The sequence below is a fragment of the Streptomyces sp. NPDC020597 genome, assembly GCF_044335095.1.
Lineage (GTDB): Bacteria > Actinomycetota > Actinomycetes > Streptomycetales > Streptomycetaceae > Streptomyces.
Map to the genome: position 1 here is coordinate 44,843 of NZ_JBIRUL010000040.1, position 14,632 is coordinate 59,474.

The 14,632-nt window shown below is 69.6% G+C and carries 16 protein-coding genes; 9 read left to right on the top strand and 7 right to left on the bottom strand.

Annotated features, from left to right (window positions below):
* The first annotated feature begins 75 nt into the window (after positions 1–75).
* The 5 genes from ACH4ZA_RS36965 (at position 76) to ACH4ZA_RS36985 (ending at position 5,709) form a co-directional block, all read left to right on the top strand.
* A complete protein-coding gene (locus tag ACH4ZA_RS36965; RefSeq protein WP_398433509.1) occupies positions 76–888 on the top strand; it encodes a class I SAM-dependent methyltransferase in 813 nt (270 codons plus the stop codon).
* Positions 889–1,204: 316 nt separating this feature from the next.
* Positions 1,205–1,468 (top strand): hypothetical protein, encoded by a 264-nt coding sequence (locus ACH4ZA_RS36970; RefSeq protein ID WP_398433492.1) that lies wholly within the window; start codon positions 1,205–1,207, stop codon positions 1,466–1,468.
* Positions 1,469–1,827: 359 nt separating this feature from the next.
* Positions 1,828–3,186, top strand: a complete 1,359-nt coding sequence (locus ACH4ZA_RS36975) for a hypothetical protein (protein WP_398433493.1) — start codon at positions 1,828–1,830, stop codon at positions 3,184–3,186.
* Positions 3,187–3,286: 100 nt separating this feature from the next.
* A complete protein-coding gene (locus ACH4ZA_RS36980; protein WP_398433494.1) occupies positions 3,287–4,645 on the top strand; it encodes a radical SAM protein in 1,359 nt (452 codons plus the stop codon).
* The gene (locus ACH4ZA_RS36985) at positions 4,642–5,709 is read left to right on the top strand and encodes an aminotransferase class I/II-fold pyridoxal phosphate-dependent enzyme (RefSeq protein WP_398433495.1); all 1,068 of its coding nucleotides are present in this window, start codon (positions 4,642–4,644) and stop codon (positions 5,707–5,709) included. Before ACH4ZA_RS36980 ends, ACH4ZA_RS36985 begins: the two co-directional genes overlap by 4 nt.
* 48 nt (positions 5,710–5,757) lie before the next feature.
* Here the strand turns inward: ACH4ZA_RS36985 and ACH4ZA_RS36990 are convergent, their stop codons facing one another.
* On the bottom strand, positions 5,758–6,357 hold the full coding sequence (locus ACH4ZA_RS36990; protein ID WP_398433496.1) for a hypothetical protein: 600 nt from the start codon (positions 6,355–6,357) through the stop codon (positions 5,758–5,760).
* Between the two features lie 190 nt (positions 6,358–6,547).
* Here ACH4ZA_RS36990 and ACH4ZA_RS36995 point away from each other — a divergent pair, with 190 nt between their 5' ends.
* A complete protein-coding gene (locus tag ACH4ZA_RS36995; RefSeq protein ID WP_398433497.1) occupies positions 6,548–6,919 on the top strand; it encodes a hypothetical protein in 372 nt (123 codons plus the stop codon).
* 40 nt (positions 6,920–6,959) lie between these two features.
* Here ACH4ZA_RS36995 and ACH4ZA_RS37000 read toward each other — a convergent pair whose 3' ends face one another.
* Positions 6,960–7,556, bottom strand: a complete 597-nt coding sequence (locus ACH4ZA_RS37000) for an NADPH-dependent F420 reductase (RefSeq protein WP_398433498.1) — start codon at positions 7,554–7,556, stop codon at positions 6,960–6,962.
* 46 nt (positions 7,557–7,602) lie between these two features.
* The gene (locus ACH4ZA_RS37005) at positions 7,603–8,436 is read right to left on the bottom strand and encodes an inositol monophosphatase family protein (RefSeq protein ID WP_398433499.1); all 834 of its coding nucleotides are present in this window, start codon (positions 8,434–8,436) and stop codon (positions 7,603–7,605) included.
* A 137-nt stretch (positions 8,437–8,573) separates the two neighbouring features.
* Between ACH4ZA_RS37005 and ACH4ZA_RS37010 the strand changes: the two genes are divergently transcribed.
* Both ACH4ZA_RS37010 and ACH4ZA_RS37015 read left to right on the top strand, forming a co-directional pair.
* Positions 8,574–9,473: a LysR family transcriptional regulator gene (locus ACH4ZA_RS37010; RefSeq protein ID WP_398433500.1), complete on the top strand. Its 900-nt coding sequence runs from the start codon at positions 8,574–8,576 to the stop codon at positions 9,471–9,473.
* Between the two features lie 244 nt (positions 9,474–9,717).
* Positions 9,718–10,566 (top strand): serine protease, encoded by an 849-nt coding sequence (locus tag ACH4ZA_RS37015; RefSeq protein ID WP_398433501.1) that lies wholly within the window; start codon positions 9,718–9,720, stop codon positions 10,564–10,566.
* 89 nt (positions 10,567–10,655) lie between these two features.
* On the opposite strand, the gene ACH4ZA_RS37020 is transcribed toward ACH4ZA_RS37015, so the two are convergent.
* The 3 genes from ACH4ZA_RS37020 to ACH4ZA_RS37030 all read right to left on the bottom strand — a co-directional run bounded on the left by ACH4ZA_RS37020 (position 10,656) and on the right by ACH4ZA_RS37030 (position 13,230).
* Positions 10,656–12,299, bottom strand: coding sequence for a M4 family metallopeptidase (locus ACH4ZA_RS37020; RefSeq protein ID WP_398433502.1), 1,644 nt, complete (start codon positions 12,297–12,299; stop codon positions 10,656–10,658).
* A gap of 191 nt (positions 12,300–12,490) precedes the next feature.
* Positions 12,491–12,712 (bottom strand): hypothetical protein, encoded by a 222-nt coding sequence (locus ACH4ZA_RS37025; protein ID WP_398433503.1) that lies wholly within the window; start codon positions 12,710–12,712, stop codon positions 12,491–12,493.
* 197 nt (positions 12,713–12,909) lie between these two features.
* Complete coding sequence (locus ACH4ZA_RS37030; RefSeq protein WP_398433504.1) at positions 12,910–13,230, bottom strand: hypothetical protein; 321 nt, start codon at positions 13,228–13,230, stop codon at positions 12,910–12,912.
* 671 nt (positions 13,231–13,901) lie between these two features.
* On the opposite strand from ACH4ZA_RS37030, the gene ACH4ZA_RS37035 reads away from it, so the two are divergent.
* Complete coding sequence (locus ACH4ZA_RS37035) at positions 13,902–14,348, top strand: hypothetical protein (protein WP_398433505.1); 447 nt, start codon at positions 13,902–13,904, stop codon at positions 14,346–14,348.
* 191 nt (positions 14,349–14,539) lie between these two features.
* Here the strand turns inward: ACH4ZA_RS37035 and ACH4ZA_RS37040 are convergent.
* Positions 14,540–14,632, bottom strand: a 93-nt coding sequence (locus ACH4ZA_RS37040; protein WP_398433510.1) for an AbfB domain-containing protein, incomplete at its 5' end; no start/stop codon positions are given.

Consider the following 14,632-nt stretch of genomic DNA (forward strand, 5'->3'; position numbering starts at 1 on the left):
TCGACGGACCCCTGGCAACGGGTCATCTAGGCTGGCGCGGTGACTGGTGGGCAGCAGCGGGTGCAGCCGTCGGGAGTGTGGGCCACGGCGGTGGGAGTGGCCAGGGTGCGGGCACTGGAGACCGAGCGGGAGAACGCGCTGTTCCGCGACCCGCTGGCACGGGCTTTCGCCGCCGCCGGCGGATTGTGGCCCTCCTCGCCGCCGCCGGACGACGAGACCGGACGACGCCGTCGGCTGGCCGTGTCCTTCTCCATCGTCATCAGAACGAAGTTCCTCGACGACCTGTTGCAGCAGGCCTCCGCGTCCGGGATCCGGCAGGTCGTCCTGCTCGGCGCCGGCATGGACAGCCGGGCCTTCCGGATGGACTGGCCCGAGGGAACGAGGCTGTTCGAGGTCGACACCGCCGCGCCGCTGGACTTCAAGGCGTCAGTGCTGCGCCAGGAGCAAGCCGTCGCACGCTGCGAGCGGATCACCGTCGCGGTGGATCTGCGTGAGGACTGGCCGGGTGCGCTGGCCGCCGCAGGGCACGACCCGGCGGCGCCGACCGTGTGGATCGCCGAGGGCCTGCTGATCTATCTGCCCGAGGACGCGGTGGAGTTGCTGCTGGCCCGGATCAGCGCCCGGTCGGCGACAGGCAGTCGGATGGGGCTGACGTGGGGCTCACGCGGCGTGATCGAGCGCTTCGGTGCGGACGCCGTGCCGGGATCGGCAGCGTCCATGTGGATCTCGGAGATGCCCGACGACCCTGTGGGCCGGCTGGCGGGGCACGGTTGGGAGGCCGCCTGTCACACCCTGCGCGAGCGCGCTGCCGCCTACGGCCGCCCGATCGCCACCCCGCCCCAGCGCGAGGAGCACCCCGGCGGCCTGGTCTCGGCGGTCCGCCCATAGGCGTCGACTCCCAGGAGGGCTTTCGAGTTGCTCCTGTAGAGACATCTGCGACCTGCAGCTGCCCATCATGCCAACCGCCGACGCCACTGCTCGCACGACTCGTGCACGCCCGGCTCGCCAGCATGCCCGGCCGGCCGGGCATCCGGGCACGGGACGTCCGCAAGGATGCGGTTCGCTCCTCTGACGGGTCTGCGGGCCGGCGACCGATCCCCCGGAATGCCGGCGCACGGAAGGCTTTTCGGCCGATGCCCCCGAACCGGCCGGTAGGGAAGCATCGACACGACACTATGGCGGCGGCTCGCCACAGTACGACTCGATGACGGGCACGTACGCGCACGCCGAAGCTCCGACGGAGCCGAAGAAGTCCACCCAGTACCCGTACTCCGTCGGCGAGATCGTCACGGCGGCCGCTTCGGCCGGACTGGTCGTGCAACACCTCGGCGAGCACACCGAGACCGAGACCGACGCGCGCCACATCCTGCCGCAGGGCCCGGACGGCCTCTACCGGTTCCCGTTCAGCGACACGTACCTGCCCATCCTGTACTCACTCAGCGCGGTTCTCCCGGCGCCGACGGTCTGACGTCGCGTCCGTTCAATGCGCGGGCCCCCGTTCCTCCACGGATACGGACGGGGGCGCTGCGCGCAGCCTGGGGATGTGGGGTCCAGTGGACTCTCTGCATAGGGAATTGTGCATCCCTCGCCAACGACAGACGGATGTCCGCGGATCATGATGGTGATCGCCGCGAGAGACCACAAGCGGCTGAGCAAGTAACGCTGTTTCAGGCCCAGTTGCCTGGCGACGCCGTACGTCACATCCAGTCCGCCCCGGCTGTCCGTGCCCTTCCCCCGCGCACGGCTCATTGTGACAGGATCCGTCGTCGGCACCTGACGACCACGGTCGAAGCCGCCTCAACTTCCGTTCTAACAAGGGTCCATAGGATGCGTAGAAACGGCCTGCGAGCCACAGTGGCCACCGCCTGTCTGGCGGTGGCCGCACTGTTGGCGCCGGTGAACGCCGCTGAGGCGGCTCCCGGCGACAACCCCGGAGCCCTGACCGCGCTCACCTCCTCCGCGGAGCTGGCGAAGCTCCGACTGGTCGAGCACCGCGTTCCCACCTCCTCGCTCGACAACCTGGCCAGCCAGATGGGCACGTCCCGCGGGGTCGACCAGGTCCTCGCCAGCGCCAACCACACGATGCGCAACGCGGCGAGCTGCTCCGGCACGGAGACCGCCGCGCTGCCGGTGAAGCCGACCGCTCAGGCCGCGTACTGCTGGGACACCGGTGACGCGGTCACACAGGACTGGCTGCCGCAGTCCGTGACGTCCTCGGGGGACGCGGACAACGACGGCGTGTGGGGCGACAACAAGGTGATCCTGTCCGGTTGGGGGCAGAACGGCACGACCACCACCGACCACATGGGCCGCATCGCGTTCATCGACGCCAACAACCCCGGCGCGTTCAAATACCGCTGGGTGCTGCCGGTCGTCCCGCTGAACGGCGGCACCGACTACCGCGCCCTCAAGACCCACATGGGCGGCATGGTCTGGTACCAGGACAAGCTGATCGTGACTTCCTGGGAGAAGGACGCCGACAACAACGTGATGTACGTCTTCGACATGAAGCGCATCCTCCAGGCGACCGTCAACAGCTCGACCGTCGGCAAGGTGAGCGGCGGATGGTCGGCAGGCGGCTACCAGTACGTGATGCCGGCCATCGGCTCCTACAGCCTCGCCGGCGGGGCCTGCAACTCTGCCAATGACGACTCCCTGCCGTGCTTCGGATCCATCTCACTGGATCGCAGCAGCACGCCGGACAGTCTCGTCGCCACCGAGTGGTTCTCTTCCGGCGGCACGCAGCCGGCCCGCATCTGGCGGTACGACTTCGGCTCCGACCCCGGCTACCTCGCCACGGACGGCAGCGGCCGCGTGAACGCCTCGCAGGCGTACGAGACGAAGGCCGTCGGTCTCCAGGGCGTGCTGTCACACAGCGCCACCAGCGGCGGCACACCGAACTTCTACGTTGACGACGCACGCGGCGGCGTCGGCCAGCACGGCATCCTGTGGCGGCAGAACGCCGGAGGAGCCAAGGCGGCCGCCAACTGCGGGCAGGACATCACGTATGCCTGCTGGGGCCAGCACACCGAGAGCATGTCGTACTGGTGGAGCACGGGTCAGGTCTGGACGCTCACGGAATGGGCGGCGGACAGCGCGGGCCACTGGTCCGGCACCGATTCGGCGATTCCACAGCGCGTGCTCTTCTCCGTGCCGCTGTCCTCGATAGACGCGTCCCTCAGCTGACAGCGGTCGTCGACGACGGACCTGATCGGCACACCGCGTTCCGATCCCGCGTGCAGTTCGGGCCCCTGTCATCCGGGGCCCGTTCATGCATGATGACGGGATGAACCAAGGTGACCAGCGCTTCCACGTCATCGTGCTGTCGAACTTCGCGAAGGGCTTCGACAAGTACGCGTGCGCCTACGGCAAGGCGGGCATTCCGCAGAGCACCTATCCCGACCGGTTCCATCTGCTGACCCGTGCGGAGTTGGGAATCGGCATCGGCAAGGCCCGACGCCTGCTGGACCGTCTGGCCGTTCCCGGAGACCGGCTGCTGGTGCTGGAGACCACCGTGGACCCCGGCAAGCTGGCGCCCAACGTGGTGACCGGCCTCGGCAGGGAACTGCACGAGCCTCGCATCCGGCTGTCGGCAGTCCACGAGCTCGACCAGGCGGGCGACGGGAACGACGGGAGCGACGGGTTCACGCTGCGCCCGACCACTGTCGAGGATGCGATGGCGGCCTCCCTGCACCTGCAGGGGGAGGCGCTGCGACGTTACGCCGACACACGACCGCGCTCCGTGTCGATTCTGCCGGTGGCCTCCGCCTGCCAGGCCAGGTGTTCGTTCTGCTTCTCCTCGGCCTCGATCTCCAGCGACCAGGCGCCGGCACGGGTGCCGTGGGACACGGTCGCCCACTGGCTGGAGCGCTCCCGTGCGGCGGGCGCCGAGCGGGCGGTGATCACCGGTGGCGGGGAGCCCACACTCATACCGTTCGAGCAGCAGCTGCGACTGGTTTCCGCCTGCTCGGCGACCTTCCCCAAGGTCGTCCTCATCACCAACGCGCACACCCTGGCCAAGGGCGGGCACACCGACCGGGCCGAGCGCCTCGCGGCCCTGAGCGGGGCAGGCCTCAGTGTGCTGGCGGTCTCCCGGCACCACCAGGACGACGACGTCAACGAGCGGCTGATGATGCTGCGCACGCCGGTGAGTTCGGTGATCGACACCTGGCGCACGGAACGTGACCGCGGGCCGGGGCTGCGGATGAGGCTGATCTGCGTGCTCCAGCACGGTGGCGTCGCCGACGCGGCCGGGGTCGCCGACTACCTCTCGTGGGCCGCCGCGCTCGGCGTCGAGGAGGTCTGCTTCAAGGAGCTCTACGTCTCCACGAGCACCGAGTCGCTCTACTTCGAACGCGCCGCCAACGTCTGGAGCCGAGAGCACCAGGTGTCGCTGTCCGTCGTCACCGGGTTCGCCGAGCGGCACGGCTTCGCACTCGCGAGCCGTCTGCCCTGGGGCGCGCCGGTCTACCAAGGTGACTGGGACGGCCGGCCGATGCGGATCGCCGCATACACCGAGCCCAGCCTGCTCTGGGAACGCACCAACGGGATCGCGCGCAGCTGGAACGTGATGGCCGACGGGCGCTGCTACGCCTCCCTGGAGGACCGGGCCAGCGAGATCGTGCCGGAAGGAGCGACGGCATGAGGTTCGAGGAGTTCCAGGACTTCCGGCAGCGGGAACTCCTCGGTTCCCCGTCCCTTCTGGACGCCGCCGAGACCAATGTGTACAGGGCGCTCGCGCCGATGCGGCCGCAACCGCCGGCCGACGTGCGCACGGTGCACCGGTGCGATCTCGCCCGTGCCTGGCTGCGGCGCTTTCAGCTGCCGGAAGAGTGGTCCGGTCACGCCATGGTCTGTCGAGGGGTTCGGCACGGGCTCGGTGTGGTGTTCCAGCGTCTGCACGCCGCGCAGGCGCGGTTGTGGCTGCCCGGCGACGTGTACCCGGTCTACTTCGAGCTGGCCCGCGCTGCGGGCCTGGAGCCCGGGTCCTACCCGACGCTGCCGACGCCGGCCCTGCCGAGCTCGCCGGCGGACGACCGGGCCGAATACCTGCTGCTCGCCAACCCCAGCAAACCGCTCGGCCGCTACCTGTCCGAGACCGAGTGCGACGCGGTGATTTCGTGGCTGCGCGAATCACCGCGCCGCCGTGTGCTGATCGACGGCGTCTACGACCTGGGTGTCCCGTTCGCCGCCGGCACCCGGCGACTGCTGGACACCGGTTGCGCGGTCCTGTTGCATTCGGTCACCAAGGGCTGGCTGTGGCCACGCACGTTCGGCGTGGTCCTGCTGGGTCCGCAGGCCGAGCAGGCCGAACAGGCCGGGTGGACGCCACGGGCGGAGTGGGCGCAGTGGGCCGAAGCGTTCCGCTCGGACTCGCCGGCTCCGGAGCAACTGCGGCTCGCTCACCGACTGCTGACCGAGCACGGCGACACGCCCCGGCGAGTCGCCGACGAACTGGCCGCGCGTGCTGAGCGGCTGTTCGAACGATTGCCTGACGACGTGCTCCGGGCCATTCCCACGGCCGGCCGGACCTGCCCCGGCAACTACTTCTTCCCGGTCGGCATCCCGGCGGAGACGCTCCGGCGTGAGTGCGGCGTGCTCGCCCTGCCGGTCAGTGTGTTCGGGCAGAGCAGCTGGCCGGGCTCCGTCCTGACCAGCCTGGCCGACACGTTCGGCCCGGCGCCGGACGGTGGGCCGATGCACCGCTGAAGGACGCGACCTCCGCGATCCGTGGCGGCCACGAGGAAGCGTCGATGCTCACTTCTCCGGGTCGGCCCAAGTCGCCACAAGTGCTCGCCTATCGGGAAAGCGGGGACCGCAGACCATCTCCCGAGTGGCTTCACCGTTGAGCCAGCACACCTGCTCGGGGCCGCCGTCGCCGGTGTCGAACAGACAGCACACTCCCCCGCTGTCGGCGGTGAGGTCGGTGAACGCCTTCCTGATGTTGACCGACCGCGCGAACAAACGGCTCATGCCCGTCGTCGCCGCCCAGCACTCCACCGACGCGTAGCCGGGGTGCAGCAGGGACTCGAACCGGATCGCCGCGTAGACGTACCCGATCTGGATGCGCCCGTCGTCCTCGGGGTCGGAGCCGTTCGTCTGCGCGTACTCACGCAGTGCGTCATCGAGCTCGAACATGAGGGACATGTCGAGCTCGAGCGTGCTGCTCGTGGAACAGTCGACCGGCTCGCTCTGGAAACGGGAGGTGAACGGGAGGACGAGCCGGTCACCGCCGGGCAGGGTGATCTCCAACGGTGGCACGGCACGGGCCGGTGGCGCCAGCTCGGCCAGATGGGCCAACACCCTGCCGACGTTCCGAGGACGCACGTAAATGTCGTAGCTGTAGATGAGCCCCACGTCTCCCCCTGTGCCCAACCGAACCCCACCCTCTCACGGCCCGCCCCCAGGGCTTCGCATGCCGCAGGGTGATTCAGCGTTTCAACGAGATCATGTGAAGTCGCCGGCAGCGCCCCTGCGCCCTACGCTGGAGACATGGGCCTTGTGGGCCGCTCCGGGAGACTTCCAGGCACAATGATCAGGAGCGATCATGAGACGCGGCGGGCAGATCGACATCATCCCGAGCTGGACTCCGCAGACTGCTCAGATCGAGATCGAGTGGGAGGACACGGGGATCTCAGGACCTCATCCCACGGACAAGTGGTTCGGCACCATGGCGTTCATCGGCGGAGCCGTCAGCCAGGAAGGGGTCTGGGAGTGGGAGCCCGCTGCGAAGACCCTTCACCTGTGGGTGCTGGTGCCGGGCGGTGAGGGTCATCGCCATCTGATCGCCACACTCCAGCAATTCACGCTGCCTCTGACGTCGGGCATGACGGGGAGCGGAACCCTGGCCCCCACCCTCGGGCTGCCGGTCGTCGGGGAACTGACGCTGACCTGGCGTGGGCAGGTCCACGGCACGTGACGCGGATCGTCGTCCTCCGTCGCTCCGTCGCGCCGGGCCCTCAGCGGGTGATCGAGACGGCGAAGGGCGCGAATCCGCTCGATCGGATCACGTGCGGCACGAACAGGATCGCTGCCTCGGCGGCCCGTGCGGTCACGATGCCGCCGAGGTCCGTGACCCACTCCTGCTGCCAGCCGAGGTCGGCGAGCAGCCCGCGTACGACCTGCTTGGCCTCCGGATCCGCGCCCGAGAGGAAGGCGGTCGGCGTCTGGCTGAGCGCGGCGGGCGCGGTCATCACCGTGTACAGCATCGTGTTGAGCGTCTTGACGACGTGCGTGCCGGGAAGGGCTTCTTGCAGTTGCTCCGCGAGGCTAGAGCCGGGGTAGAGCAGGCCTGCCGGCAACCCGTCCGGTCCGTCGACGGTGGCGTTGGAGACGTCCACGAGAATCCTGCCCTGCAGTTCCTCGCGCAGCGCGACGAGCCGGTCCAGCGAACCTGCGCCCGGCGTGGCGTTGACGACGATCCGCGCTGCCCGGACGGCGTCGGCGGCAGAGCCCGGTGAGCGGTCCGCCACGGTCACGTCGTGCCCGGCGCGGGTGAGGGCCAGGGCGAGGCTTCCGCCGACACGGCCGTTTCCGAGAACGGCGATCGTGGTCATGGTGATGTGATCCTTCCGGTGATGGTGATGGTGATGGTGATGGGGGTCAGCGGGAGAGCGTGGTGACGGCTTCGGTGTGCACGCCGGGCGCGGCGGCCAGGAAGCTCTCGCTCTCCGGGGTCCAGGGGCGGCCGTAGGCGTCGGTTATCCGCCCGCCGGCCTCGGTGACGAGCAGCGCCCCGGGAAGCAGATCCGCACGGGCTCCGGCGAACTGCCAGAAGGCGTCGATCCGGCCGGCGGCCACGTTCAGCAGGTGCAGGGTGGCGGGCACGGACGTCCGCACCACGAGCGCGTCGAAGAGCATCGCGGTGATCGAGGAGCCGATGCGCCGGACGACCTCCTCGTCCTCGTCCGGCCTGGCCTGGCTCGTGGCGACGAGGCTCAGTCCGAGGTCCGTGGTCCCAGAGACGTGCAGCGGTCGGCCGTCGAGGTGGGCTCCGGCACCGGCGAGTGCGGTGTAGGTCTCACCGGTCAACGGCAGGTGCACTGCGGTGAGCACCGGCTGGTTGTCGCGCACGAGGGTGGCGGTCACCGCCCACTCCGGCAGGCCGTGCAGGTGGTTGACGTTGCCTTCGGCCGGATCCAGGACCCACCATTCGCCGGCCGGCAGGGCCCCGCCCGCGAGCTCGTCCTCCACCAAGCGGGCCTCCGGGCGCAGGAGTTCGAGGCGGGGGCGCAGGATGTCGAGGGCCAGTTCGTCGTTGACGGCGAGCGCGCGCATCAGCTCTTCGCGGGTCCGGTAGCGGACCACGTCGCCGAATCCCTCCAGCAGCGCAGAAGCCGCCGCGCGCACGGCGATCGCGGTCTGCGCGAGCAGGTCGGCGTCCGACGCGGACGCGGCGGCTGCGCGAACGGCGGTGGTCTGCAGGGAATCGGGCATGGCGGTGCTCCCGTCTGGAAGGGCGTGGTGAGGCGGACCGGGCGGAACCCGTGATTTTCTTCCGTGCCCGCATCTCGAAGGTAGGAGGACGCATCATTAACTGCAAGTGCATGTAAAGCACGCCTAGGATGACTCCCATGCAATTGGACTTGAACCTGCTCGCTGCGCTCGACGCGCTCCTGGAAGAAGGCAGCGTCGCCGGAGCGGCCGAGCGCCTGCACGTCACCGCCCCCGCGATGAGCCGAAGCCTCGGCAGGATCCGGCGCACGACGGGGGATCAGATCCTGGTGCGCACCGGGCGCACGATGACGCCGACGCCGTACGCGATCGCCGTCCGGGAACAGGTGCACGAGCTGCTGCGGCAGGTTCAGGGCGTGCTGGCGCCGAGTCGCGAGCTCGACCTCGCGGCACTCGAGCGCACCTTCACACTCCGCTGGCACGACTCACTGGTCGCCCTCAGCGGCCCCGCGCTCCTCTCGTCCGTACGCAGGCAGGCACCGGGCGTGCGCCTGCGCTTCATCGCGGAATCGAGCACCGACACCCCCGAGTTGCGTCGCGGCGAGGTCGACCTGGAGGCGAACGCGAACCGCCCGACCGCACCCGACCTTCGGGCTGAACGGGTGGCGGACACCCGGCATGTCGTCGTCGTGCGGCGGGGGCACCCGCTCACCCGGGTCAAGACGGTCACCGCCGCGCGGTACGCCGCGGCCGAGCACATCACCGTCTCGCGGCGCGGGAGGCTCGGCAACGCCCTCGACGACGCTCTCGCACGGCTCGGTCTCACCCGGCATGTCGTGGCGTCCGCGCCGACCGACGGGGCCGCGTTCGCGTTCGTGCGCGACTCGGACCTCCTGGTCACGGCACCGGAATCGACGACGCGTTCAGCCGCCGCGGTTCTCGGGCTGGCCCAGCTCCCACTGCCGCTGGAACTGCCGTCGGCCGCGGTGTACCTGTCATGGCATCAGCGATATGACACCGACCCCGCGCACGTCTGGCTGCGCGAGCTGGCGCGGACCGCGTTGAGGGCCCCGGCGTAACCGCACGACCGGGCGCGGGCGCCCGGCGCGCCGCGGCTCCCACGGACGCCGATGTCATTCGACGTCACTCATTTCACGGACGTCGCCGACATCACCGACGTTGCCGGGATCGCGATGTCCGCGTCGTGCTCGCGGCCGAAAGACGACCCTTGATCTCTCACATCCCCACATCAACAATGCGCATGACCACACTTGGGCGGCCGGAGGGACTCCGGTCGCCTCTTCGCAAGAGGGGACCCCCCACGTGAGAAAGCCTCTCGTCGCCGCGCTCTTCGCTCTGGCCGTCGCCGGAGCGGGCGTGGCGCCCGCGGTCGCGGCGCCCGCCGGCGCCGAGCCCGCGGCCAGGACGACCGAGCGCCCGCTCAAGGCCGTCAGTCTCGCCGGCACCGTGGCGCTCAGCAACTGCTCCGGCTCGCTCGTCCGCTTCCCGGCAACCGTGGACACCGACCCGGCGCTGGTGCTCTCCAACGGACACTGCAGCAGCCTCCTGGACCCGGGGGTGGTCATCACCGACCGGCCGGCCAACCGGCCGTTCAACCTGCTCGACTCCACGGGCGCCCAGGTCGCCACGCTCAAGGCCGCGAAGCTCGCGTACGGGACGATGACCGACACGGACGTGGCGATCTACGAACTCACCGCCACCTACGCGGAGATCAAGACCTCGTACGGGATCTCGGCGCTGACCGTGCGGGACACTCACCCCGCCGCCGGCACCGCCGTCACCGTGGCGTCCGGCGCCTGGAAGAAGCTCCTGGACTGCCACATCGACGGGTTCGTCCACCGCCTCAAGGAGGGCAAGTGGACCTGGAAGGACTCGGTCCGCTACACCTCCGCCTGCCAGACCGTCGGCGGCACCTCCGGCTCGCCCGTGGTCGACCAGGCCACGGGCGAGGTCGTCGCCGTCCACAACACCGGCAACGAGAACGGCGCGTCCTGCACAAGGGACAACCCCTGCGAGGTGGACCAGAGGGGCGACGTCACCGTCCGCAAGGGCATCAACTACGGCCAGCAGACCTACCAGATACCGGCTTGCTTCACCACCGGCAACCAGCTGGACCTGAACGCCGCCGCGTGCACACTGCCGAAGCCGTGACGCCCACGGCACACCGGCGGACGGCCGCCCGGCCCCGCACACCGGGACCGGGCGGCCGTGTGACGCGTCTGGCGTCGTGGTGGTGACGCTCACTTCACGTTGACCGCGCTCCAGGCCTCCCCCACCGTGGTGTACTCCGCGCTGCCCGCACCATAGAGGTCGCGGGCGGCGTTCAGGGTCGCCGTCCTCGCTCCGGCGTAGTTGGTCGAGGACGTCATGTAGACGGTCAGGGCGCGGTACCAGATCGCGCCGAGCTTGGCGCGGCCGATGCCCGCGATCGTCGACCGGTCGTACGTAGGGGAGTTGTAGGCGACCCCGTTGATCGTCTTGGCGTCGCTGCCCTCCGCCAGGAGATAGGCGAAGTGGTTGGCGACGCCGGACGAGAAGTGGACGCTGAGGTTGGCAAGCGAACTGTTCCAGTAGTCCGCCGAGCCGCCGTCCCTGCTCGGCTTGTCCATGTAACGCAGAGCGTCGTGACCGAAGCCGGAGCGGACGACCTTCTCGCCGATCAGGTAGTCACCGGGGTCCTGCGCGTTGCCCGCGTAGAACTCGACCAGCGCTCCGAAGATGTCGGAGGTCGCCTCGTTCAGGCCGCCGGACTCACCCGAGTAGATCAGTCCGGCGGTTCGCGAGGTCACGCCGTGGGTCATCTCGTGAGCGGCCACGTCCAGTGCGGCCATCGGCCCGAAGCTGGTGCCGTTGCCGTCGCCGTAGGTCATGCAGAAGCAGCCGTCGTTCCAGAAGGCGTTGGCGAGTCTGTTGCCGTAGTGGACGCGGTTGAAGGAGCCCTTGCCGTCGTCGGCGATGCCGATGCGGCCGTGGACCTCCTTGTAGTAGTCCCAGGTCATGTCGCTGCCGTACTGGGCGTCGACGGCGACTGTCGAGCGGTCGGCGGTCGTCCCCGTGCCCCAGTGGTCGTCGTCGTCCGTGAAGAGGGTCACGGGGACGCGGCCGCTGCAGGTACCGCCGCCGCACACATCGGTTTTGTCGGCCGCGTCGCCGGTGTACGTGTTCCCTCGCGTGGGGTCCTTGAGCTGGTACGTCGATCCGGACCGGGTCGTCTGCAGCGGGACCGTGCCGCCGTACAGGGACTTGCCGTCGCCGGTCGCCGTCTCCAGCGCGTCCCAGGCGTCGATCCGGGCGCCGGTGCGCGCGTCGGTCAGCACGGTGCGGGCCACCGGGTTGCCGAGCGAGTCCGATCCGGTGGCGTTCGTGCGCCAGGCCAGTCTCGGGGCGCCGTGCAGGGCGTCGACGACGAGTTGCGGCTCGGCCTTCACCTGCTTCAGCGCATCACCGTGGTGGGCCGCGCGCAGAGCGTTCACGGCGGCGTCGGCCGCGTTGGACGCCGGCACCTTCGGGGTGATCCCAGGCAGCGAGATCGCCGCGCTCGTCGCCCGGTCAACGCTGCGATAGGCGCCGTCGGAGGTGAGGTGAAGTACGAAGTCGCCGCCGAGTACGGGGAGTTGACGGTAGGTGCGGTCGTAGCGGACGTGCTGGGCGCCGTCCTTGTCGACGACCACGTCACGGACGGACGTGGCCTGCCCGGAGGTGAGGCCCAGGGCCGCGGCGCGGTCGACGAGGACCTCCGCCGCGTCGTCGAGGGCGGTGGCGCGGGTCGGCCTGTCGGCCGCGCCGGCGGCCGGGGAGAGTAAGCCGGCCAGTAACGCGGCGGCGGTGGCCGTGCCGACGGTGGCCAGACGGGAGCCTCGGACGTGCAGCCGTATCCGACTCATCAGTGTCTTCTGTCTCCTGAAAGAGAGCGCCGTGGGGGCGCGTGTGGGGGGGTGGGCACAGGGGGCACACCAGGGAGCAGGGTGGAGCGGTGCCGCGGGCGGCACTGATCTTGCCCTGGCATTCAAGAGGGCACCCACCTGTCATGTCCATACCCGGCAGGCTCGGCGAAGGGCGCCGGGGACCCCCTGGATCACGCCTTGACCGGATCGCTCCCCGGCTGCTTGACGATGCGATCGCCGACCGCGATCGACTTCCACAGCCCGCGCTCGATGCGCACCTTCATCAACTGACCGTCCCCTCGCCTCACTTTGACGAAGTGGTACATGTTCGCGCCGTCGAGCGTGCCCCGCGACTTGTCCTCGACAACGCCTTCCCAGGCGTCGTCCGATCCTGGTTTGTGGGATGTGAACATGCCGCAAGCCTACGAAGCCAGACAGACGCGGTGCAGTGTCACGAGGCACGCATACCGCGGTACAGATGTCTTACCGGGAGCCTCACAAATGTCCTGAGCGGCGTGCATCGACGAGACTCGCCGGGAGTGAACCGGCAGTGGCGGCAGACACGACAGCAACCGGTTCCCCCCTTCGTTTCACCGCTCGAGCCTTCGTTTCACCGTTCGAGCAGGTCCATTTCCCGCTTCCTGGCGGCCAGGGCCCTCGCCAGCACCGTCGACCGGTAGGGATTCGACGCGCTGAGAGCCTTGGCTGCCTCCACGGCCTCGTCCAACAGGGCCAACCGTTGCTCCGACGACTCCCGCACCAGGGGCGACGCACTCGCCTCCACCAGGACGTACGCCAGCTTCGACCCGTACGCCTCCGGCTCGACCTGCGCCAGAAGGCGGTAGATCCACAGCCCCTCGGCGCCGCGCACCACGCGCCGGTTGGCGCTGAGCAGCCTGACCCTCGCCAGCGCCACCATGTCCTGATCCATTGCTCCCCCTTCGTCCCGTCACCCCCGGTCCGCGCGCGTCACACAGCGAGACGGCACGGTGAACGCGTCGACAACCGCCAAGGGCTGCCGACCCGTCGACCGGGGAGTGGATGACGACGAGTCTCGCGCGCGGAATCGACTGCCACAAGGTCGAACGGACGTGCGCTGAGTCCTACCGAAACCGGCTCCGAACAGGCATGATGGACCTGACACTCTCTCACGTCCCGTTTCTGGCACTGCGCGTGGACGCGACCAGGGCATCCAGCGGATCGACAGGAAGCCGGTGAGGACGGGGCCGGGTCTGCTGCCGGGACAACGGCGTCGACTTCTCCGAAGTGGGGCGGCAGACCGGTGTTTTCCCGCCGTACGACATGACGCCGATCAACTCCGTGGTTCTCGTGCCGTAGCCATGGCCGGGAGCGTCCTCCCGCCAGAGGCGGAGCGGTACGGGGGTGACGTGCGCATACTGCCAAAAAGCGCAGGTCACGGCTGCTTCGCAAGGTTTCCACAAGGTCCGTGGCGCACGATTCGGTGGGCAACGCGGACTGCCGCCGAGCGCAATCGAGATGGCTGCACCCTGCGTCCGGCCGGGTCTCGAGCTGTCCGGCGAAGCGGCAGACCCCCCACCTGTACACGTCACCGAAAAAGGAAACCTTGTGAAGAAGCCCCGTATGGGCCGCGTCATTGCGGCCTCGGCCGTGCTGATCAGCAGCGGCGCCGTAGTCTTCGTCCCCGCGTCGGCGGCGTCGGCCACCGAGGCCGACTGCGACGGCATTGCCGTCATCGGCCGCTTCAGGGCCGTCGAGTCCGGAGCCTCGTTCGACTTCAGGGGCCGCCGCGTCGAGCTGCAGAACGAGTCGGCGCTCGACCGCTACAGCCGCGCGGAGATCAAGTCCGGGCGCAAGGCCGGCGACCGACTGTGGGTCGACCGCAGCTTCCACTCGTTCCCCAACACCAAGGGCATCGTCAGCGACCAGCAGGCGAAGAGCGAGGGCTGGAAGATGTGCGGCCCCTACACCGGCAGCCGCACGCAGTCCGTCTTCAACTCCAACTTCGCCGCGCGCGCCTGCGCCGAGATCGAGGGCGTCACCAAGTGCGGCAAGTGGTACGTGGACTGACGTGTCCCGGCGGCAGGGCTCCGAACCGGCGCCCTGCCGTGTGACCGCGTCCCGCAAGGCCGCCGCCCTTCCCTATGTGGTCGGGCGGCGGCCTTTGCGCGTACGGCTCGGATGCTCGTGGCCGTCGGCTGCCGCCCCTCACCCGCTGGTGGGGTGAGGGGCAGCGTGAGGGCACGGCAATCCCGGTCGGGTCAGCTGGTCAGGCGGAAGGTGGCGTCGCTGCGGCCTGTCGCGTTGGTGATGGGGTCGAGGCGGAGCTGGTAGGCGTAGTGGCGGATGTAGTG